We start from the raw sequence: 19,989 nt of genomic DNA on the forward strand, positions 1-19,989 counted from the left end.
ACATGGCTTTTACTGACCCGTTCATCCGCCGCCCGGTGCTCGCCACCGTGGTCAGCCTGTTGATTGTACTGCTGGGCTTTCAGGCCTGGAGCAAGCTGCCGCTGCGCCAATACCCGCAAATGGAAAACGCCCTGATCACGGTGACCACCGCGTACCCCGGAGCCAACGCCGAAACCATTCAGGGCTACATCACCCAACCGATGCAGCAAAGCCTGGCCAGCGCCGAGGGCATCGACTACATGACCTCGGTCAGTCGCCAGAACTTTTCGGTGATCTCGATCTACGCGCGCATTGGCGCTAACAGCGACCGTTTGTTCACCGAGCTGCTGGCCAAGGCCAACGAGGTGAAAAACCAGCTGCCTCAGGACGCCGAAGACCCGGTGCTGAGCAAGGAAGCCGCCGACGCCTCGGCACTCATGTACATCAGTTTCTTCAGCAAGGAGCTGAGCAACCCGCAGATTACCGACTACCTTTCGCGGGTCATCCAGCCAAAACTGGCGACCTTGCCGGGCATGGCTGAAGCCGAGATTCTTGGCAACCAGGTGTTCGCCATGCGCCTGTGGCTGGACCCGGTGAAGCTGGCCGGTTTCGGCCTGAGCGCCAGCGACGTGACTAACGCGGTGCGCCAGTACAACTTCCTCTCCGCCGCCGGTGAAGTGAAAGGCGAGTATGTCGTCACCAGCATCAACGCCAACACCGAGCTCAAATCCGCCGAAGCATTTGCCGCGATTCCACTCAAGGTCGATGGCGACAGTCGCGTGCTGCTCAGCGATGTCGCGCGGGTCGAGATGGGCGCGGAAAACTACGACTCGATCAGTTCCTTCGGTGGCACCCCCTCGGTGTACATCGGCATCAAGGCCACACCGGGCGCCAACCCGCTGGACGTGATCAAGGAAGTACGCAAGATCATGCCGGACCTGGAAGCCCAGCTCCCGCCCAACCTCAAAGGTGAAATCGCCTACGACGCCACACTGTTCATCCAGGCCTCGATCGACGAAGTGGTGAAAACCCTCTTCGAAGCCGTGCTGATCGTGATCGTGGTGGTGTTTCTGTTTCTCGGGGCACTGCGGTCGGTGGTGATTCCGGTGGTGACCATTCCGCTGTCGATGATCGGCGTGATGTTCTTCATGCAGATGATGGGTTACTCGATCAACCTGCTGACCCTGCTGGCGATGGTGTTGGCCATCGGGCTGGTGGTGGACGACGCCATTGTGGTGGTGGAAAACATTCACCGGCACATCGAGGAAGGCAAGACGCCGATGGATGCAGCCCTCGAGGGCGCCCGGGAGATCGCCATGCCGGTGGTCTCGATGACCATCACCCTGGCGGCGGTCTATGCGCCGATCGGCTTCCTGACCGGGCTTACGGGGGCGCTGTTCAAGGAGTTCGCCCTGACGCTGGCCGGGGCGGTGGTGATCTCCGGCGTGGTCGCACTGACCCTGTCGCCGATGATGTGCGCCCTGCTCCTGCGTCACGATGAAAACCCGAGCGGTCTGGCCCATCGTCTGGACATGATTTTCGAAGGCCTCAAGCGCCGATACCAAAGCATGCTGCACGGAACCCTCAACACCCGGCCGGTGGTGCTGGTGTTTGCGGTGATCGTGCTGTGCCTGATTCCGGTGCTGCTCAAGTTCACCAAGTCGGAACTGGCGCCCGACGAGGACCAGGGCATCATTTTCATGCTGGCCAACGCCCCGCAACCGGCCAACCTCGACTACCTGAACACCTACACCGACGAATTCATCACGATCTTCAAGGAGTTTCCCGAGTACTACTCCTCGTTCCAGATCAATGGATTCAACGGCGTGCAATCGGGGATCGGTGGTTTCCTGCTCAAACCGTGGAACGAACGTGATCGCACGCAGATGGCAATCCTGCCCGAGGTCCAGCGCAAACTGGAGAGCATCTCGGGTTTGCAGATCTTCGGCTTCAACCTGCCCTCCCTGCCCGGCACCGGCGAAGGGTTGCCGTTTCAGTTCGTCATCAACACGGCCAACGATTACGAAGCGCTGCTGCAAGTGATGGACCGGGTGAAAAAACGGGCGATGGAGTCCGGCAAGTTCGCCTTCGTCGACGTCGACCTGGCCTTCGATAAACCCGAGGTCGTCGTGGATATCGACCGCGCCAAGGCTGCGCAGATGGGTGTGTCCATGCAGGACCTGGGTGGAACACTGGCGACGTTGCTGGGTCAGGCGGAAATCAACCGTTTCACCATTGAAGGCCGCAGCTACAAGGTCATCGCTCAGGTCGAACGAGCTTTCCGGGACAACCCGGACTGGTTGAACAACTATTACGTGAAGAACACCCAAGGCGAATTGCTGGCCCTGTCGACCCTGATCACTGTCACCGACCGCGCGCGGCCGCGGCAGTTGAACCAGTTCCAGCAACTCAACTCGGCCATCTTGTCGGGGGTTCCGCTGGTCAGCATGGGTGAAGCCATCGACACCGTGCGCCAGATCACGCTAGAAGAAGCGCCGGCTGGTTTCGCCATGGATTACGCCGGCGCGTCGCGGCAATACGTTCAGGAAGGCAGCGCGCTGTGGGTGACCTTCGCCCTGGCGTTGGCGATCATTTTCCTGGTGCTGGCAGCCCAGTTCGAAAGCTTCCGTGATCCGCTGGTGATCCTCGTGACCGTGCCGCTGTCGATCTGCGGCGCGTTGATTCCGTTGTTCCTGGGCTGGTCGAGCATGAACATTTATACCCAGGTGGGGCTAGTGACCTTGATCGGGCTGATCAGTAAGCACGGCATCCTGATCGTCGAATTCGCCAACCAGCTACGCAAAGAGAAAGGCCTGACCCCGCGCGAGGCTGTGGAAGAAGCGGCGGCGATTCGATTGCGTCCGGTGTTGATGACCACGGCGGCGATGGTGTTCGGCATGGTGCCGTTGATCATCGCCACGGGCGCGGGGGCGGTCAGCCGGTTCGATATCGGCATGGTGATCGCCACCGGGATGTCGATCGGGACGTTGTTCACATTGTTCGTGCTGCCCTGCATCTACACCCTGCTGGCCAAGCCCGACTCTAAAGCGAACCCATAACCCCCTGTGGGAGTGAGCCTGCTCGCGATGGCTGTTTAACATTCAACAAATGATCGTTCCCACGCTCTGCGTGGGAATGCAGCCCGGGACGCTCTGCGTCCCATCAACAGCCGAACGCGGAGCGTCCGTTGAGGCATTCCCACGCGGAGCGTGGGAACGATCGGCACATCCGGGCAAAAAAAAAGGCCTCGCATTTTGGCGAGGCCTTTTATGTTGGCTTCAATGTGTTCAACTCTGTGGCCTCATTCCTTGAGAAAGTCCGAACATGAACAGCAATAGATCATGATCGGGTTGTGATGCCACGGCTGCCTTGGCAACCCGTGGCAACGGACAGTGAGCATCAGTGCTCACTGAACTGAGGACTTGCGTGCGGGGCTGCTCCCACGCCGCCACCGCCAATGAAGCAACTGCCAAGGCTCCTATCAAAAAAACACCTCGCGCAATTTCTAGTTTCATTGCTATAAACCTTTGATAGCGCTGCCAAACGCCGTCTCATAAAAATAGACGAGTTTGCGCCAGTCCGTCGTGCTGAACGACGAGTGGCGACGCAGTTGCTTCATGTCATGAGCGGCCGCGCGATAGGCGGTCAAGCGCTGTCGGCACTTCTCCAGATCGATCAAGGCAATCTCGACCTTGGCCGAGTCGTCTTCGCCGGTAACCCGCACGAATACGTGCTTGATATAGATGCAGCTGTGCTGCCAACGGCCCTTGTGCATGCGGGCCAGATTGTCGGCCAGTTCCTTCAAGACGCGATCATGCACCACCTCGCCGTGGCGCTCGCGACCGCCCCCGGCGTACCAATGTTCGAGCTCCTCAAAGCCGTCCAACGACTTGGTCACCAGCAATGCGCGCCATTTGTGCACAGGGTCGCGCTGTGCGCCGCAGAAAACGATTTCCGGAACTCGCACATCAAGCGCGCGCAGGCCAATGAGCGCATCCTGCTCGCGCAACACGGTCGGGCGGCCGAATGGGTGCTGCCAGCTGCGATAGATATGCCCGGTCTGCCGCTTGGCGTAGAGCAGTTGTCCATCGCTGCCCATGACACGCTCCACGCCACTTTCTCCACCGCGACGGACGTTGGGTTCTTCTACCCATTCACCGCGCTGATTCCAGAAGTAGTCGAAGCGGTCCTGAGAAGCGACGTCCGTTTCTGCTGCACATTGCACTGCCATCCTGTTACCTCTTGCGTAATACGTAAACTCGCCACATGGCATAGAGCGGTAAAAAGTCCAGTTGTTCCTGGATACGGAACCCCGCCTGTTCGAACTCCTTCTCTACCGTGGCCGCCGGTAACACAAACCGGTTTTGGTAACCTTCCTGCCCACGCCGCTTCTCTGAACGCTTGCGTTTCCAGGCCTTGAAATTGCCGTCCACCCACAACGAAAGGATCACGCTGTCACGCGTGACTCGTTCAAATTCGCGCAGAATGGCCAGTCGATGCTCGGCTTCACCGATGTGATGGAGCAAACGCATGCAGAAAATGCTGTCGACGGCGTTGTCGGGCAAGGCGATGTCGAATGCAGAAGTGTGCAAGGGTTGTACCCGCTTTACCACATCGGCAGGTTGCGCCTGGGTGGCAATCTTCAGCATTGACTCGGAGTTGTCGGCCCCGATGATCGCGCGATTGGCCTTTTCAGCCAGCAATGGCCAGAAACGCCCCGCACCACAAGGCAAATCAAGGACCAGCCCAGGCTCGCCGACCAGCGCCAGCGCCTTTCGCGCCAGCTGCTCGTCACGCCAGTGGGACAGTCGACGACCGAGGCCATCCTGATGCTTTCGCAAGTATCGTTGAGCGTGCTGATCGTCGTATTTTTCGGAAAAATCTAGTTTGATCGGGCCGTCCATCATTAAGGTCTCCTGAACTTCTGATGACATCTACCTTAGGTAGCGTAGTGTCAGCGTCAGGTCATGCCTTTGTGAAAAAATTGTTATGTAAACGCGCAATCATTTCAAGGTTTTTCAGAGTGACAGTCATGGCTCGGGACGGCTCGATTTCTAAGCACCGCTATCCTTGACTCAACGCCACTTCAAAACGACAGCCATTGGGCTCCATGTTGGTCAGGCTGACGGTCCAGCCCTGGTTCTCGCAGATCCGCTGCACCAGTGACAGCCCAAGTCCCAGGCCTTCGCCGCGCTTTTCGCTGCCGCGCACGAAAGGTTCGAACATCGCCTCGCGTTTTTCCTCGGGAATGCCCACGCCGCTGTCCTCGACCGTGAAACCGGTGGCCGTGAGGGTCAAGCGGATGAACCCGCGTTCGGTGTAATGCAGTGCGTTACGCAACAGGTTGCCCATGACGGCGTGCAAGAGGGTTGCGTTGTAGCAGGTGCCGGGCGGACTGCCCGGCTCAAAGATCAGATTCAACCCCTTGGCTTCAATCGGTTCGCGCCATTGGTTGAGCAGCCCATCGGCGACCTGACTCAGCGACTGCTGCGGCGCGATGCTGGCGTCTTCTCGCTGGGTCCGGGCCAACATCAGAAACGTCTGCACCAACTCGCGCATCTCTGCGCACGCGCGGGCAATTCGTTCGACCTGGGCACGGCCGCGCTGGTCGATACCGGGGTTTTCCAACAGCAGCTCACAGGAGCTGGCCAGCACCATCAACGGCGTGCGCAGTTCGTGGCTGACGTCGCTGGTAAACAATCGTTCACGGGTCAACGCCTGGCGCAAACGCCCAAGGGTGGCGTCGAACGCAACGGCCAGCTCGCCCACTTCGTCGGCGGCATAATCCGGTGCCAGAGGAGGCGCCAGCCCCAGCAGTTGATCGCGATGACGCACCTGACGGGCCAGGCGCACCACCGGCGCCATCACTTTGCGCGCCAGCACCCAGCCGAGAAAGACCGCCAGCGCCAGGCTCAGCACGAAGCCCACCAGCACTACGGCAAACAGCACCCGCTCACGCTCTTCAAAATCGCTTTGGTCCTGAAGCAATACGTAACGCCGTCCATCGACGATTTCGACCATCGCGTGATACGACAGTTGCTCGCGAAAAACCTCGTGGAAACCGGAGTCCAGGTGCCGCAGATCCTTGGGCAACTCGAAATCCCCCGGCCCGCCGCTGAAATAGAACAGCTGATCCGGCTCGGGACGGTGGCTCCAGTCCGAGACGCTGTCCATCAGCAACAGCCGTTGCAGATCGCCGCCCAGCCCGGCCGAAATCAACTTCTCTTCGACCAGGTGCACGGTCGCCACGATGCCCATGGCGAAGGCGCCTGCCACCAGTGCGCTCATCAGCGCAAAGGCGATGATGATCCGCTGGGCAAGGCTCTGCTTAAACTCCATCACGGCCCTCGGCCAAGCGATAACCCACACCGTGCACGGTTTGCAGCAAGGGCTTGGCGAATGGCTTGTCGATCACCTGACGCAGTTGATGGACGTGACTGCGCAAGCTGTCGCTGTCCGGGCAGTCATCGCCCCACAGGGCTTCTTCGAGAATTTCGCGGCGCAATACATGCGGGCTTTTCTGCATCAGCACGGCCAGCAACTTCAGGCCCACCGGGTTGAGTTTCAGCAGACGACCTTCGCGCGTCACCTCCAGGGTGTCGAGGTCGTAGCTCAAATCGCCCACCTGCAAGGTTCGACGACCGCCGCCTTGGGCACGACGCATGACCGCCTCGATGCGGGCCGCCAGTTCAGACAGGGCGAACGGCTTGATCAGGTAGTCATCGGCACCGGACTTGAAACCTTGCAGCCGGTCATCCAGCTGATCGCGCGCGGTGAGCATGATCACCGGCGTGTCACGGCGGGCGTCTTCGCGCAGGCGTTTGCACAGGGTGTAGCCGTCGATGCCGGGCAACATGATGTCGAGCACGATCAAGTCGTAATGCTCGGTAGCCGCCAGGTGCAGGCCCGACAAACCGTCCTGCGCGCAATCCACGGTGTAGCCCTTGAGCCCCAGGTAATCGGCCAGATTGGCCAGGATATCGCGGTTGTCTTCAACCAATAGAATTCGCATGGGCACCTCCTCCGTACACAGTAACGGCCGTCGTGGCCCGCGCAGCTTAAGGCCAAGTGTGGCTCAGGGCTAGGACTGCGTGCAGTTGTAAATCCGATAGAAAAAGCCGATGACGGCTTAACAAGTTTTTCACTATCGATTCACACGCCGACGACAGTACGAGGTTCAGACTCCGCGCGGATGCGCTCTCCAGAACCCTTCACCGACCAAGGAATTGCCATGGCTTCGACCGCTGCCCGCCCCGCTTCCAGACCGCTCAATTTTTGGGTGTGCCTGGGTGTGCCCGCTATCACGGCGATCATATTGGTGCTGCTTGAACTGACGTCGCTGGACATGGACCTGGCCAAATTGTTCTACGACCCGGTCGCCGGGGATTTCATCGGGCGCCACAGTTACTTCCTTGAAAACATTCTGCATGACCGCGCCAAGCAAGTGGTCATCGCGTTTTCGGTGTTTGCCATCTTCGGCTTCATTGGCGCCTTTTTCGTGGACCGGCTCAAACCGTTCAAACGTGAACTGGGCTGCCTGGTGTTGTCTCTGGCGCTGGCGACCTCGTTTGTGACACCGGTCAAAGCGGTGACGGCGGTGCAATGTCCGTGGAGTCTGGAGGAATTCGGCGGCCACGAAACCTACAGCGAATTGCTTAGCCCGCGCCCGCCCACCGACAAGCCTGGCCGTTGCTGGCCGGGCGGTCATGCGGCAACCGGGTTTACGCTGTTTGCGCTGTTCTTTGTACTGCGTGACCGGCGTCCGCGCCTGGCGCGCCAGGCGTTTGTGTTTGCGTTTGCACTGGGGACGGTGTTTTCGGTGAGCCGGATGATGCAGGGAGCGCACTTCTTTTCGCACAACGTGTGGACGGCGATTTTTTGCTGGTTGATTTGCTTGGGGTCGTATTACTACATCTTGTACCGACCGGCGACCAGGATTGAGGCGATGGCCAAGACCAATCCGGTTAACGCCTAAAATACAAACCAATGTGGGAGCGAGCCTGCTCGCGATAGCGGTGTGTCAGCCACATCCATGTTGACTGATCCACCGCTATCGCGAGCAGGCTCGCTCCTACAGGGGTCTGGTGTGGTCTCAGAATCCGGGCAATAAAAAACCCCGCCTGCTTTCGCAGGCGGGGTTTTTATGTACGGGGTAAGGCTGGCTTACATCATGCCGCCCATGCCGCCCATACCACCCATGTCTGGCATACCGCCGCCAGCTGGGCCGTCTTCCTTGATCTCGGCGATCATGGCTTCGGTGGTGATCATCAGGCTGGCAATCGACGAAGCCGCTTGCAGAGCCGAACGAGTCACTTTAGCCGGGTCCAGGATACCCATTTCGATCATGTCGCCGTATTCGCCGGTTGCAGCGTTGTAACCGTAGTTACCCGAACCCTGCTTGACCTTGTCGACCACTACGCTTGGCTCGTCGCCGGAGTTGGCAACGATCTGGCGCAGTGGCGCTTCAACAGCGCGACGCAGCAACTGGATGCCAACGTTCTGGTCATCGTTGTCGCCTTTGAGCTCGGAGATAGCCTGCAGAGCGCGAACCAGTGCCACGCCGCCGCCAGGTACCACGCCTTCTTCAACGGCTGCACGGGTAGCGTGCAGGGCGTCTTCAACGCGGGCTTTCTTCTCTTTCATTTCAACTTCGGAACCCGCGCCAACCTTGATCACTGCAACGCCGCCGGACAGCTTGGCCAGACGCTCTTGCAGTTTTTCACGGTCGTAGTCGGACGAAGTGTCAGCCACTTGCTGACGGATTTGCAGAACGCGAGCCTGGATATCAGCTTCAACGCCGGCGCCGTCGATCACGGTGGTGTTTTCTTTGGACAGGATCACGCGCTTGGCATTACCCAGGTGTTCCAGGGTAGTGCTTTCCAGGCTCAGACCGATCTCTTCGGAAATAACGGTACCGCCAGTCAGGACAGCGATGTCCTGCAGCATGGCCTTGCGACGGTCGCCGAAGCCTGGAGCCTTGACGGCTGCGACTTTAACGATGCCACGCATGTTGTTCACAACCAGAGTCGCCAGGGCTTCGCCTTCAACGTCTTCGGCCACGATCAGCAGTGGACGGCCGGCTTTGGCAACGGCTTCCAGTACTGGCAGCATTTCGCGGATGTTCGAGATCTTTTTGTCGACCAGCAGGATCAGCGGACCGTCCAGCTCGGCAGTCATGGTCTCTGGCTTGTTGACGAAGTACGGGGACAGGTAGCCACGGTCGAACTGCATGCCTTCAACAACCGACAGTTCGTTTTCCAGGCCCGAGCCTTCTTCAACGGTGATCACGCCTTCTTTACCGACTTTTTCCATGGCTTCGGCAATGATGTCGCCGATGGAGCTGTCGGAGTTGGCCGAGATGGTGCCGACCTGAGCGATGGCCTTGGTGTCAGCGCAAGGCTTGGACAGGGCTTTGAGCTCTTTGACGATCGCGATGGTCGCTTTGTCGATACCGCGTTTCAGGTCCATCGGGTTCATGCCGGCAGCGACGGCTTTCAGGCCTTCGTTGACGATCGATTGAGCCAGAACGGTAGCGGTGGTGGTGCCGTCGCCTGCGTCATCGTTGGCACGGGAGGCAACGTCTTTGACCAGCTGCGCGCCCATGTTTTCGAAGCGATCTTTCAGCTCGATTTCTTTGGCAACGGACACGCCGTCCTTGGTGATGGTCGGAGCGCCGAAGCTCTTCTCGATGATCACGTTACGGCCTTTAGGGCCCAGGGTCGCTTTTACTGCGTCAGCCAGGACGTTGACACCGGCGAGCATTTTTTTACGGGCGGAATCGCCGAATTTAACTTCTTTAGCAGCCATGATCGATATTCCTTAAATACTTTGTAGTAGCGGGAAAATGAGCGGGGAATCAGCCTTCGATAACAGCGAGGATTTCGTTCTCGCTCATTACCAGCAGGTCTTCGCCGTCGACTTTCACGGTGTTGCTGCCGGAGTAAGGACCGAACACAACCTTGTCGCCGACCTTGACGGCCAGTGCACGCACTTCACCGCTATCCAGCACTTTGCCGGTACCGACAGCGAGGATTTCACCGCTGTTGGCTTTCTCGGCAGCCGAACCTGGCAGGACGATACCGCCAGCGGTTTTCTTTTCTTCTTCGCTGCGACGGATGACGACGCGGTCATGCAGAGGACGAAGCTTCATTGTCGATCTCTCCTAATTGTGGTTTTCATCGGCCGGTGTATTCCCGGCGGGTTTAACAAATCCGGCGGTGCCGGGTGCGGTTCGTCAAGCGAACCGCGGAAGTCTGTCTGGCGTGATCGCCAGAAACCTTGCGGTGACCGTTACATAAGGGCGCATAAGCTTATTACAAGGGCGGGGATCGAAATTTTTTGCATCAATGCCCTGAAAACGAACACGGCACCCGAAGGTGCCGTGCAGCTGAAACGCTTTACTTGGAATCGCGATGTTCGAACTCGCCTTCGATCACGTTGGGCTCACGGCCCAGCGGCTGCTGAGGAGCAGGACCGCCACGTGGTTGAAGATCGTCGGCGAACGCACGCTGACGGATCGCCGCCTCTTCGGCGCGCTGGCGCATTTTATTGGCCAGCAATCGACGGGAGATCGGCAGCAGCATGATCAGACCCAGCACGTCAGTGACGAAGCCCGGCAGGATCAACAGACCGCCCGCCAGGGCCAGCATCAAACCTTCCAGCATGGTCTGGGCCGGCAGCTCGCCGCGGTTCAGGCTTTCACGAGCACGCAGCGCGGTGGCCAGTCCGGCGATACGCAGCACGAACACGCCGAGCATCGAGCCGAGAATGATCAGCAGCAGGGCCGGGAAAAACCCGATGGCCCCGCTGACCTTGACGAATACGAACAGCTCCAACACCGGAAACAGTACAAAGAGCAATAAAAAAGGGCGCATCAAATGGTTCCTCAACGCAAGAATGCCTTGCCAGTCTTCCCTAGATGACGTCGCCGTTTCGTGAATTCAAGCGTCGGCCACTTCATTTTTCGGCCAATGCTCGGCGTGAGCCAGGAAAACCAAGGCTTCCCGCACTTGTGTCGGCGTATTACAAGGCGCTTGAAACGGTAGCCAGTACAGGGCCTGACCGATGCGCAGGTGCATGCCTTCGCTGTCGATACCCGCCAGTTGCGCCGGCTCGGTTTTCGGCAGGCCTGCCAACTCGACGTAATGGGCGATGGCTTTGGCGTGATCGGCATTCATGTGCTCGACCATGCTCAGTTCGGCCTTGCCGGCGAACGGGTTGGCCAGGGTCAGATGATCGACCCAGTGAATCGCACCGAAACCGCCAATGTAGCGGTGACGCACAGGCTTGAGCACCCAGAAATCGAAATCGTGGGCCTTGTGGTAGCTCTGCGAATCCGGGAAAAAACGGTAGTAACGCTCGGCTGCCGCTTCGATCGCGACCTCGTCTTCGAGCTTTTCCGCTTCAGCCAGGTAAGTCAGACGACCAACGGCTTGTACGTCGTCGGCCTCACGCTCACCCACAAACAGCGAGCATTTCGGATCTTTCTGCAGGTTGTGGGTGTGCTGGGCGATGCGGCTGATCAGGATCAGCGGCCGGCCCTGCTCGTCGAGGCAATAGGGAACCACGGAGCCAAACGGGAAACCGGGCATCGACTTGGAGTGCGTCGACAGCACCCCGCGGTATTCCTTGAGAAGCAATTCTCGGGCATTCTTGGCCGCTTCAACGCTCAATTTATGACTCCTTATATAGAATCCGTCAAAAAAACGGACAGGCGCCTGGGGATAAGTTCCAGTACGCCATCGGGGCAGTTCTCATGTGCAACCAGGCCACATCAGGTGCAGATCGAGAGGCCCTCTAGGAAGGAAACCACTCTGAACCTGCTATTGGGGCATGCGAATGCAACTCACTGACAAAGTAATCATTATCACTGGCGGTTGCCAGGGTTTAGGCCGTTCCATGGCCGAGTATTTCGCAGGTAAAGGCGCGAAGCTGGCATTGGTGGACCTGAACCAGGAAAAGCTCGACGACACCGTCGCGGCCTGCAAAGCCAAGGGCGTCGAAGCTCGGGCTTATCTGTGCAACGTTGCCAATGAAGAGCAAGTGACGCACATGGTCGCCCAGGTGGCCGAAGATTTCGGCGCGATTCATGGCCTGATCAACAACGCCGGGATCCTGCGTGACGGCCTGCTGCTGAAGGTCAAGGATGGCGAAATGACCAAGATGAGCCTGGCCCAATGGCAGGCCGTCATCGACGTCAACCTGACCGGCGTGTTTCTGTGCACCCGTGAAGTCGCGGCGAAAATGGTCGAGCTGAACAACAGCGGTGCGATCATCAATATCTCCTCGATCTCCCGTGCCGGCAACGTTGGCCAGACCAACTACTCCGCCGCCAAGGCTGGCGTGGCTGCGGCGACCGTGACCTGGGCCAAGGAACTGGCGCGTTATGGCATTCGCGTGGCGGGCATTGCGCCGGGCTTTATCGAAACCGAGATGACGTTGGGCATGAAGCCTGAAGCGTTGGAGAAGATGACGGCCGGGATTCCGCTCAAGCGCATGGGCAAACCGGAAGAGATCGCCCATTCGGCGGCGTACATTTTCGAGAACGACTACTACACCGGCCGGATCCTGGAAATGGATGGCGGGTTGCGGATCTAAGGCCCCCATAGATCAATGTGGGAGCTAGCCTGCTAGCGATTGCGGTGGTTCAGCCAACATATTTGTTGAATGCGAATCCGCTATCGCTAGCAGGCTAGCTCCCACAGTTGATTGTGTTTCAGATCATCAATCGTCGCTGATGGTGATGTTCGGCATCGCCGGTGTCGCCGCTTCCTGCAACACAATCCGCGCGCCAACGTGGCGGGCGAGTTCCTGGTACACCAGCGCAATCGGGCTGTCCGGCTCGGCGATCACCGTTGGCTTGCCGCCATCTGCTTGCTCGCGGATTGCCATTGCCAGCGGCAACGACGCCAGCAGTTCGACGCCATATTGATTGGCCAGCTTCACCCCGCCACCTTCACCGAACAGATGCTCGGCATGCCCGCAGTTGGAGCAGATGTGCACGGCCATGTTTTCCACCACGCCCAGCACCGGGATGTTGACCTTGCGGAACATCTCCACGCCTTTGCGTGCGTCCAGCAGCGCCAGGTCCTGCGGCGTGGTGACGATGACGGCCCCGGCCACCGGGACTTTCTGCGCCAGGGTCAACTGGATGTCACCGGTGCCTGGCGGCATGTCGATGACCAGGTAATCCAGATCGCCCCAGGCGGTTTGCGTGACCAGTTGCAACAGCGCGCCGGAGACCATCGGCCCGCGCCAGACCATCGGGGTGTTGTCGTCGGTCAGGAAGGCCATGGACATCACTTCGACGCCATGGGATTCGATCGGTACGAACCACTTCTGATCCTTGACCTTTGGTCGGGTGCCTTCAGGAATGCCAAACATGATGCCTTGGCTCGGACCGTAGATGTCCGCGTCGAGAATCCCGACTTTGGCGCCTTCACGGGCCAGGGCCAGGGCGAGGTTGGCGGCGGTGGTGGATTTGCCTACACCGCCCTTGCCGGAAGCCACGGCCACCACGTTCTTGACGTTGGCCAGGCCCGGAATCTGCGCCTGGGCCTTGTGCGCGGCGATCACACTGGTGATGTCAACGCGAGCGCTGGTCACGCCGTCGAGGCCTTCGATCGCCATTTGCAGCATCTGCGACCAGCCACTTTTGAACAGACCGGCGGCATAACCCAGCTCCAACTGAACGCTGACGCGATCGCCCTGGATGTCGATGCCGCGCACGCACCCGGCGCTGACCGGGTCCTGGTTCAGGTAAGGGTCGGTGTATTGGCGAAGGACGGCTTCCACCGCTGCGCGATTGACGACGCTCATGGGCAACTCCGATAGCAAGACTGGAAAATCAGGCGGGTATCCTACGCCGGAGACTCATTTGTGGCGAGGGAGCTTGCTCCCGCTCGGCTGCGAAGCAGTCGCAATCAGGTTGACGCGATCCTTCTGACAGAGCCGGGTTGTAGGTTTTGGGGCGGCTTCGCCACCCAGCGGGAGCAAGCTCCCTCGCCACAAAAGCTCCCCCCCACCAAACTAATCCATAACTGCAGTTTTTTGCGATCGCCGCATCTGGATACAGGCACACGGGGTGAAAAATATGCGCCGGCGCTTTATAGTGGCCGACCTCCGTTTCATCAAGTAGCCGAGCCCCATGTCCGAGCCACGCAAGATCCTCGTCACCAGCGCCCTGCCCTATGCCAATGGTTCGATCCATCTTGGCCACATGCTGGAATACATCCAGACCGATATGTGGGTGCGCTTCCAGAAGCACCGCGGCAATCAATGCATTTATGTCTGCGCCGACGACGCCCACGGTTCGGCCATCATGCTGCGCGCGGAAAAGGAAGGCATCACCCCGGAACAACTGATCGCCAACGTCCAGGCTGAACACAGCGCCGACTTTGCCGAGTTCCTGGTGGACTTCGACAACTTCCACTCCACTCACGCCGAAGAAAACCGTGAGCTGTCGAGCCAGATCTACCTGAAGCTGCGTGACGCCGGGCACATCGCCCAGCGATCGATAACCCAGTATTTCGACCCGGAAAAGAAAATGTTCCTGGCCGACCGCTTCATCAAGGGCACCTGCCCGAAATGCGGCACTGAAGACCAGTACGGCGACAACTGCGAAAAATGCGGTGCAACCTACGCACCGACCGACCTGAAGGATCCGAAGTCGGCGATCTCTGGCGCCACCCCGGTGCTCAAGGATTCCCAGCACTTCTTCTTCAAGCTGCCGGACTTCCAGGAAATGCTGCAAGCCTGGACCCGCAGCGGCACGTTGCAAGAAGCCGTCGCCAACAAGATCGCCGAATGGCTGGATGCCGGCCTGCAACAGTGGGACATCTCCCGCGATGCGCCGTACTTCGGTTTCGAGATCCCCGACGAGCCAGGCAAGTACTTCTACGTCTGGCTGGACGCGCCGATCGGCTACATGGCGAGCTTCAAGAACCTCTGCGATCGTACGCCGGAGCTGGACTTCGACGCGTTTTGGGGCAAGGACTCCACCGCCGAGCTGTACCATTTCATCGGCAAGGACATCGTTAACTTCCACGCCCTGTTCTGGCCTGCAATGCTCGAAGGCGCCGGTTTCCGCAAGCCTACCGGCATCAACGTGCACGGCTACCTGACCGTCAACGGTCAAAAAATGTCCAAGTCCCGTGGCACCTTCATCAAGGCCCGGACCTACCTGGACCACCTGTCGCCGGAATACCTGCGCTACTACTACGCGGCCAAGCTGAGCCGTGGCGTCGATGACCTCGACCTGAACCTCGAAGACTTCGTGCAGAAGGTCAACTCCGACCTGGTCGGTAAAGTCGTCAACATCGCCAGCCGTTGCGCCGGCTTCATCCAAAAGGGTAACGGCGGTTTGCTGGTGGCCGGCAACGCAGCGCCAGAATTGACCGAAGCGTTCCTCGCTGCAGCACCGAGCATTGCCGAGGCCTACGAGGCTCGTGACTTCGCCCGTGCCATGCGCGAGATCATGGGCCTGGCCGACCGTGCCAACGCCTGGATCGCCGACAAGGCGCCGTGGTCGCTGAACAAACAGGAAGGCAAGCAGGACGAAGTCCAGGCCATCTGCGCCCTGGGCGTCAACCTGTTCCGCCAACTGGTGATCTTCCTCAAACCGGTTCTGCCGTTGCTGGCCGCCGATGCCGAGGCGTTCTTGAACGTCGCGCCGCTGACCTGGGACGACCACGCCACCCTGCTCAGCAACCATCAGCTGAACGAGTTCAAGCCGTTGATGACCCGTATCGACCCGGTAAAAGTGCAAGCCATGAGCGACGCCTCGAAAGAAGACCTGACCGCCAGCCAGACCGACACCGGTGATGCTGCGCCTGCCGGCAACGGCGAACTAGCCAAGGATCCGCTGTCGCCGGAAATCGAGTTCGACGCCTTTGCTGCGGTCGATCTGCGCGTTGCGTTGATCGTCAAGGCCGAACACGTGGAAGGGGCCGACAAACTGCTGCGCCTGACCCTGGATATCGGTGACGAGCAACGCAACGTGTTCTCCGGGATCAAGAGTGCTTATCCGGACCCGTCCAAGCTCGATGGCCGCCTGACCATGATGATCGCCAACCTCAAGCCGCGCAAAATGAAGTTCGGTATCTCTGAAGGCATGGTGATGGCAGCCGGCCCTGGCGGTGAAGAAATCTACCTGCTCAGCCCCGACAGCGGCGCCAAGCCGGGTCAGCGCATCAAGTAAGGTTCTGCGGTAAATCGATCCCACAGTCGTGCCTGGCGCGACTGTGGGATTTTCATATCTGGCCCCACCCTCCGTCCTTGCCGGATAATGCCTAAGCTTTTTAGACCGCTCTGTTAAAAAGCCCTATTTCTACCGGCACGATCATGACCGAGATGCTTCTTACGCTTATCAGCGCTGCCCTGATCAACAACCTCGTGTTGCACTGGCCGCTGGGCGTCGATCCGTTGCTGGGCAGCGAGCGCGATCAGGTTCATGCCCTGGGCATAGCGACGACGTGCCTGATGCTGGTTGTCGGCCTGTTGAGCTACTCGGCCTGGCACTGGCTGCTAGTGCCGCTGGAACTGACTTCGCTGCGTCTTTTCGTGTTCCTGCCATTGAGCGTTCTGCTGATTGGCCCACTGCTGAAGCTGCTGTCGCGGTTACTTCCCAGACTTGCGTTCGATGGCCTCTGGCCTCTGCTGCTGGGCAACGCGGGTGTTCTTGGGCTGACATTGCTCAACGCCCGGGACGACCAAGGATTTTTTCACGCCACTGCCCTGTGCCTCGGCGCCGGGCTGGGGTTCTGGCTGGTGCTGAGTCTTTTCAGCGACCTGCGCCAGCGCACTCTCGATAACGATGTTCCCCTGCCCTTTCGTGGCCTGCCGATCGAGTTGATCGGTGCCGGATTGATCGCAGTGGCTTTTCTCGGATTCAGCGGGCTGATCAAAACATGAGTCTGATTCAACGCATCGACGCCCTCTTGCCGCAGACCCAATGCGGCAAGTGCGGCCACCCCGGATGCAAGCCGTACGCCGAAGGCATCGCCAGCGGCGAGCCGATCAACAAGTGCCCGCCAGGGGGCAGCGAAACCATCTCGGCGCTGGCTGGCTTGCTGAAAGTGCCGGTGCTGGAACTGGACGTCAGTCGCGGTTCGGCACCGGCGCAGATCGCCTATATTCGTGAAGCGGAGTGTATTGGCTGCACCAAGTGCATCCAGGCGTGCCCGGTGGATGCGATCGTCGGCGCGGCCAAATTGATGCACACGGTGATCGTCGACGAATGCACCGGTTGCGACCTGTGTGTCGCGCCCTGCCCGGTGGACTGCATCGAGATGCGGCCGCTGCCCTTGGCCACGGTGCTGCCGATTGTCGGTGGCCTGGCGTTCAGCCTTGAAGAACAACGCGCCCGGACGGCCAAACGCAATCATGCGCGGCGCCGCTTCGAACAGCGCAACGCCCGATTGCAGCGTGAAGAAGAACAGAAACTCGCCGAACGTCACGCCCGCGCCCAGCGCGCCGTGCCGCACAAGGATGTGACGACGCTCGACCCGGTTCAGGCTGCGCTTGAGCGGGTGCGCGCGCAGAAAGCGGCAAACGCCGATGCGGCGTTGAAAAAAGCCAAGATCGATGTGGCGATGAGTCGCGCACAACTGAACAAGTCGCTCAAGGCTTTCGGGCATCCGCCGACCTTCGAGCAGCAGTCGCAACTGATCGTGCTGCAACAGCAGTTCGAAGCGGCGGAGCAAGCCTTGGCGCAGTTGGAAAGTAGCGCGCCGCCAACACCGGCGCCGGTCGCTCCAGCGAAGGACGCCGAGCTGAAACGGGCGAAGATCCAGCTGGCCATGCGCCGCGCCGAACTCAATAAAGCGCGAGCCAGCGAAGCCGCGGTCGAACAGATTGCAGCGCTGGAGCTCGCGGTGAAGGACGCCGAGCGCCAGGTGGATGCTTATGTCGCCCCTTGAATCGGTGGACGAACGCCTTCAGCAGGCCATGAAGCTGGTGTTGCTGGCCACCGTGCCGGGCATGCTGGTGTTGTTTTGGTTGTATGGCTGGGGCGTGTTGATCAACCTGATTCTGGCGACCGTCACCGCATTGGCCGTTGAAGCAGCGGTGTTGCAGCTGCGCAAGCGATCGATCAAACCAACCTTGAGCGATGGCAGCGCCCTGGTCAGCGCGACGTTGCTGGCGTTGGCCTTGCCGCCTTATTGCCCGTGGTGGCTGACGGTCAGTGCGGCGGCGTTCGCGATGCTTGGCAAACACCTCTACGGCGGCGTCGGCAAGAATCCGTTCAACCCGGCGATGCTCGGTTTTGCCCTGGTGCTGGTGACCTTCCCCCAACAGATGACCCTTTGGCCGTCATCTCACGGCATGAATCTGCTCGGTGGTTTGCAGCAGGTCTTCGGCTTCGGCCAGACGCCGGATGCCTGGGTCCAGGCCACGGCGCTGGACAGCCTGCGGATCAACAAAAGCCTGACCATGGACGAACTCTTCGCCGGCAACCCGGCGTTCGGCCGCCTCGGCGGACGCGGCGTGGAATGGGTCAACCTGGCCTTTCTCGCTGGTGGCGCGTTTCTTCTGCAACGGCGGGTGTTCACTTGGCACGCACCGGTCGGCATGCTCGCCAGCCTGTTCATCATCAGCCTGCTGTGCTGGAACGGGTCGGGCTCGGACTCCCATGGCTCGCCGCTGTTTCACCTGCTCACCGGCGCGACCATGCTGGGTGCATTCTTTATTGCCACTGAGCCGGTGTCCGGCGCGAAAAGTCCCGGTGCCCGACTCCTGTTCGGTGCCGGCGTGGGATTGCTGACCTACCTGATTCGAACCTGGGGCGGTTACCCGGACGGCGTGGCGTTTGCCGTGTTGCTGATGAACCTTTGTGTCCCGGCGCTGGAGCGGTTTGTCGCGTCCAGGCAGGAGCAGGTTGCCCCATGAACCGAGCGACGAGCGTTGTGATGCTGGTGCTGCTGGCCGGGCTGGGGATTGGCGCGACGTACTTCGTGCAACACACCAGCGAACCGCGCATCAGCGCGCAACAGCGCTTGATCGACAGCCGCAACCTGCTGGACCTGCTTGCGCCCGACAGCTACGACAATCAACCGCTGGACCAGCCGCTCGCCCTCGAAGACATCCGCTTGGCTAACAGTATGCTGCTGGGTGGCTATCTGGCGACCAAGACCGGCCAACCTCGTGCGGTGTTACTGCGCAGTCAGACGCTGGGCTACGAGGGCTCCATCGAGCTGCTGATCGCCATCGGCGCAAACGGCAAGTTAATCGGGGTCAAAACCCTCAAGCAATCGGAAACCCCTGCACTGGGCGGCAAGATCGCAGACTGGCCCAATGCCTGGCTTCAGTCATTTATCGGCAAGTCTCGAGCCGACCCCGGCGACATGGGCTGGGCCTTGAAAAAAGACCAGGGCCAATTTGATCAGATAGCGGGCGCGACCATTACTTCAAGAGCAGTGATCAGCGCCGTCCATGACGCGTTGCGCTACTTCGATGAACATCCGCAGCAGCTGATCGGGAGCAGTGTTCATGAGTAAGTCAGCAACGCTGCGCAACTCACTGATGCTTGCGCCTTTGATCGGCGCTACGGATGCCTGGCTGACGGCTCTGGGCCTGTGGGTGATGTTCTTCGTGGTGATCAATGCTTATGACATCAGCATGGGCGTCTTGCGATCACGGCTGGTCCCGTCCACCCGCTTGCTTGCCAGCATCCTTTTGGCTGCCACGTTGACCAGTTGTGCGGAGCTTGCCGCGCAGGTCGGGTCACTTCAATGGCATCAGCACGTGGGGATCTATGCAGGATTGATCGCCGTGCAATGCGTGGTGCTGGAACACAATGGCTTTTTTCAGGGATCGCGACTTGATCGACTGCGCTTGTGTAGCCTGTTTGGCGCGCTGATAGTCGGCATTGGTCTGCTGCGCGAACTTATCGGCACCGGCGGCCTGCACTTGGCCACGCTGGTCCCTGGCGGATTCATTCTCCTGGGACTGCTGATTGCCGCCTGGCAAGCCTGGAACCGCCCGACTCCCTCACACTGACTGATTTCGAGG

At 59.7% G+C, this 19,989-nt stretch carries 19 protein-coding genes; 9 read left to right on the forward strand and 10 right to left on the reverse strand.

Features of this window, described 5'->3' with window-relative positions; translation table 11 throughout:
• Nucleotides 1-2: 2 nt before the first annotated feature.
• A complete protein-coding gene (locus ACYZT8_RS23430; protein WP_461976322.1) occupies nucleotides 3-3,038 on the forward strand; it encodes a multidrug efflux RND transporter permease subunit in 3,036 nt (1,011 codons plus the stop codon).
• A 228-nt stretch (nucleotides 3,039-3,266) separates the two neighbouring features.
• Here the strand turns inward: ACYZT8_RS23430 and ACYZT8_RS23435 are convergent, their stop codons facing one another.
• From ACYZT8_RS23435 to colR, 5 genes are all read right to left on the reverse strand, one after another.
• The gene (locus ACYZT8_RS23435; RefSeq protein ID WP_461976324.1) at nucleotides 3,267-3,494 is read right to left on the reverse strand and encodes a hypothetical protein; all 228 of its coding nucleotides are present in this window, start codon (nucleotides 3,492-3,494) and stop codon (nucleotides 3,267-3,269) included.
• A gap of 2 nt (nucleotides 3,495-3,496) precedes the next feature.
• On the reverse strand, nucleotides 3,497-4,210 hold the full coding sequence (locus tag ACYZT8_RS23440; RefSeq protein WP_461976326.1) for a lipopolysaccharide kinase InaA family protein: 714 nt from the start codon (nucleotides 4,208-4,210) through the stop codon (nucleotides 3,497-3,499).
• Nucleotides 4,211-4,214: 4 nt separating this feature from the next.
• Nucleotides 4,215-4,883 (reverse strand): class I SAM-dependent methyltransferase, encoded by a 669-nt coding sequence (locus ACYZT8_RS23445; RefSeq protein WP_461982596.1) that lies wholly within the window; start codon nucleotides 4,881-4,883, stop codon nucleotides 4,215-4,217.
• 160 nt (nucleotides 4,884-5,043) lie between these two features.
• On the reverse strand, nucleotides 5,044-6,318 hold the full coding sequence (locus tag ACYZT8_RS23450; protein WP_461976328.1) for a sensor histidine kinase: 1,275 nt from the start codon (nucleotides 6,316-6,318) through the stop codon (nucleotides 5,044-5,046).
• Nucleotides 6,308-6,991: a two-component system response regulator ColR gene (gene colR, locus ACYZT8_RS23455; protein WP_008032118.1), complete on the reverse strand. Its 684-nt coding sequence runs from the start codon at nucleotides 6,989-6,991 to the stop codon at nucleotides 6,308-6,310. The genes ACYZT8_RS23450 and colR overlap by 11 nt, the downstream gene beginning before the upstream one ends.
• A 219-nt stretch (nucleotides 6,992-7,210) precedes the next feature.
• Between colR and ACYZT8_RS23460 the strand changes: the two genes are divergently transcribed.
• The gene (locus ACYZT8_RS23460; protein ID WP_461976330.1) at nucleotides 7,211-7,954 is read left to right on the forward strand and encodes a phosphatase PAP2 family protein; all 744 of its coding nucleotides are present in this window, start codon (nucleotides 7,211-7,213) and stop codon (nucleotides 7,952-7,954) included.
• 188 nt (nucleotides 7,955-8,142) lie between these two features.
• Here the strand turns inward: ACYZT8_RS23460 and groL are convergent, their stop codons facing one another.
• From groL to ACYZT8_RS23480, 4 genes are all read right to left on the reverse strand, one after another.
• Complete coding sequence (groL, locus tag ACYZT8_RS23465; RefSeq protein ID WP_008155543.1) at nucleotides 8,143-9,786, reverse strand: chaperonin GroEL; 1,644 nt, start codon at nucleotides 9,784-9,786, stop codon at nucleotides 8,143-8,145.
• Between the two features lie 49 nt (nucleotides 9,787-9,835).
• Nucleotides 9,836-10,129: a co-chaperone GroES gene (locus ACYZT8_RS23470; RefSeq protein WP_090180803.1), complete on the reverse strand. Its 294-nt coding sequence runs from the start codon at nucleotides 10,127-10,129 to the stop codon at nucleotides 9,836-9,838.
• 247 nt (nucleotides 10,130-10,376) lie between these two features.
• Nucleotides 10,377-10,853, reverse strand: coding sequence for an FxsA family protein (locus ACYZT8_RS23475; protein ID WP_010457646.1), 477 nt, complete (start codon nucleotides 10,851-10,853; stop codon nucleotides 10,377-10,379).
• A 66-nt stretch (nucleotides 10,854-10,919) separates the two neighbouring features.
• Nucleotides 10,920-11,651, reverse strand: a complete 732-nt coding sequence (locus ACYZT8_RS23480) for a HugZ family pyridoxamine 5'-phosphate oxidase (protein ID WP_461976333.1) — start codon at nucleotides 11,649-11,651, stop codon at nucleotides 10,920-10,922.
• A 166-nt stretch (nucleotides 11,652-11,817) separates the two neighbouring features.
• Here ACYZT8_RS23480 and ACYZT8_RS23485 point away from each other — a divergent pair, with 166 nt between their 5' ends.
• Nucleotides 11,818-12,576: an SDR family oxidoreductase gene (locus ACYZT8_RS23485; protein ID WP_077749886.1), complete on the forward strand. Its 759-nt coding sequence runs from the start codon at nucleotides 11,818-11,820 to the stop codon at nucleotides 12,574-12,576.
• A 126-nt stretch (nucleotides 12,577-12,702) separates the two neighbouring features.
• On the opposite strand, the gene apbC is transcribed toward ACYZT8_RS23485, so the two are convergent.
• Nucleotides 12,703-13,797 (reverse strand): iron-sulfur cluster carrier protein ApbC, encoded by a 1,095-nt coding sequence (gene apbC, locus ACYZT8_RS23490; protein WP_438662431.1) that lies wholly within the window; start codon nucleotides 13,795-13,797, stop codon nucleotides 12,703-12,705.
• Between the two features lie 328 nt (nucleotides 13,798-14,125).
• Here apbC and metG point away from each other — a divergent pair, with 328 nt between their 5' ends.
• From metG to ACYZT8_RS23520, 6 genes are all read left to right on the forward strand, one after another.
• Nucleotides 14,126-16,177 (forward strand): methionine--tRNA ligase, encoded by a 2,052-nt coding sequence (gene metG, locus ACYZT8_RS23495; RefSeq protein WP_461976335.1) that lies wholly within the window; start codon nucleotides 14,126-14,128, stop codon nucleotides 16,175-16,177.
• A gap of 143 nt (nucleotides 16,178-16,320) precedes the next feature.
• Nucleotides 16,321-16,890, forward strand: a complete 570-nt coding sequence (locus tag ACYZT8_RS23500; protein WP_461976337.1) for an Rnf-Nqr domain containing protein — start codon at nucleotides 16,321-16,323, stop codon at nucleotides 16,888-16,890.
• Nucleotides 16,887-17,897 carry an electron transport complex subunit RsxB gene (rsxB, locus tag ACYZT8_RS23505; RefSeq protein WP_461976339.1) on the forward strand — a complete coding sequence of 337 codons (1,011 nt, stop codon included), beginning with the start codon at nucleotides 16,887-16,889 and terminating at the stop codon, nucleotides 17,895-17,897. Before ACYZT8_RS23500 ends, rsxB begins: the two co-directional genes overlap by 4 nt.
• On the forward strand, nucleotides 17,884-18,867 hold the full coding sequence (locus ACYZT8_RS23510; protein ID WP_461976341.1) for an RnfABCDGE type electron transport complex subunit D: 984 nt from the start codon (nucleotides 17,884-17,886) through the stop codon (nucleotides 18,865-18,867). Before rsxB ends, ACYZT8_RS23510 begins: the two co-directional genes overlap by 14 nt.
• Nucleotides 18,864-19,475, forward strand: a complete 612-nt coding sequence (locus ACYZT8_RS23515) for an RnfABCDGE type electron transport complex subunit G (RefSeq protein WP_461976343.1) — start codon at nucleotides 18,864-18,866, stop codon at nucleotides 19,473-19,475. The genes ACYZT8_RS23510 and ACYZT8_RS23515 overlap by 4 nt, the downstream gene beginning before the upstream one ends.
• Nucleotides 19,468-19,977: an Rnf-Nqr domain containing protein gene (locus ACYZT8_RS23520; protein ID WP_461976345.1), complete on the forward strand. Its 510-nt coding sequence runs from the start codon at nucleotides 19,468-19,470 to the stop codon at nucleotides 19,975-19,977. Before ACYZT8_RS23515 ends, ACYZT8_RS23520 begins: the two co-directional genes overlap by 8 nt.
• Nucleotides 19,978-19,989 lie beyond the last annotated feature (12 nt).

This window comes from Pseudomonas sp. LB3P93, assembly GCF_054898025.1.

What these genes read in the sequence shown, in the direction of transcription:
- ACYZT8_RS23430 (WP_461976322.1), top strand. Translation starts at nt 3, where the DNA reads ATGGCTTTTACTGACCCGTTCATCCGCCGCCCGGTGCTCGCCACCGTG.
- ACYZT8_RS23435 (WP_461976324.1), bottom strand. Translation starts at nt 3,494, where the DNA reads ATGAAACTAGAAATTGCGCGAGGTGTTTTTTTGATAGGAGCCTTGGCA.
- ACYZT8_RS23440 (WP_461976326.1), bottom strand. Translation starts at nt 4,210, where the DNA reads ATGGCAGTGCAATGTGCAGCAGAAACGGACGTCGCTTCTCAGGACCGC.
- ACYZT8_RS23445 (WP_461982596.1), bottom strand. Translation starts at nt 4,883, where the DNA reads ATGGACGGCCCGATCAAACTAGATTTTTCCGAAAAATACGACGATCAG.
- ACYZT8_RS23450 (WP_461976328.1), bottom strand. Translation starts at nt 6,318, where the DNA reads ATGGAGTTTAAGCAGAGCCTTGCCCAGCGGATCATCATCGCCTTTGCG.
- colR (WP_008032118.1), bottom strand. Translation starts at nt 6,991, where the DNA reads ATGCGAATTCTATTGGTTGAAGACAACCGCGATATCCTGGCCAATCTG.
- ACYZT8_RS23460 (WP_461976330.1), top strand. Translation starts at nt 7,211, where the DNA reads ATGGCTTCGACCGCTGCCCGCCCCGCTTCCAGACCGCTCAATTTTTGG.
- groL (WP_008155543.1), bottom strand. Translation starts at nt 9,786, where the DNA reads ATGGCTGCTAAAGAAGTTAAATTCGGCGATTCCGCCCGTAAAAAAATG.
- ACYZT8_RS23470 (WP_090180803.1), bottom strand. Translation starts at nt 10,129, where the DNA reads ATGAAGCTTCGTCCTCTGCATGACCGCGTCGTCATCCGTCGCAGCGAA.
- ACYZT8_RS23475 (WP_010457646.1), bottom strand. Translation starts at nt 10,853, where the DNA reads ATGCGCCCTTTTTTATTGCTCTTTGTACTGTTTCCGGTGTTGGAGCTG.
- ACYZT8_RS23485 (WP_077749886.1), top strand. Translation starts at nt 11,818, where the DNA reads ATGCAACTCACTGACAAAGTAATCATTATCACTGGCGGTTGCCAGGGT.
- apbC (WP_438662431.1), bottom strand. Translation starts at nt 13,797, where the DNA reads ATGAGCGTCGTCAATCGCGCAGCGGTGGAAGCCGTCCTTCGCCAATAC.
- metG (WP_461976335.1), top strand. Translation starts at nt 14,126, where the DNA reads ATGTCCGAGCCACGCAAGATCCTCGTCACCAGCGCCCTGCCCTATGCC.
- ACYZT8_RS23500 (WP_461976337.1), top strand. Translation starts at nt 16,321, where the DNA reads ATGACCGAGATGCTTCTTACGCTTATCAGCGCTGCCCTGATCAACAAC.
- rsxB (WP_461976339.1), top strand. Translation starts at nt 16,887, where the DNA reads ATGAGTCTGATTCAACGCATCGACGCCCTCTTGCCGCAGACCCAATGC.
- ACYZT8_RS23510 (WP_461976341.1), top strand. Translation starts at nt 17,884, where the DNA reads ATGTCGCCCCTTGAATCGGTGGACGAACGCCTTCAGCAGGCCATGAAG.
- ACYZT8_RS23515 (WP_461976343.1), top strand. Translation starts at nt 18,864, where the DNA reads ATGAACCGAGCGACGAGCGTTGTGATGCTGGTGCTGCTGGCCGGGCTG.
- ACYZT8_RS23520 (WP_461976345.1), top strand. Translation starts at nt 19,468, where the DNA reads ATGAGTAAGTCAGCAACGCTGCGCAACTCACTGATGCTTGCGCCTTTG.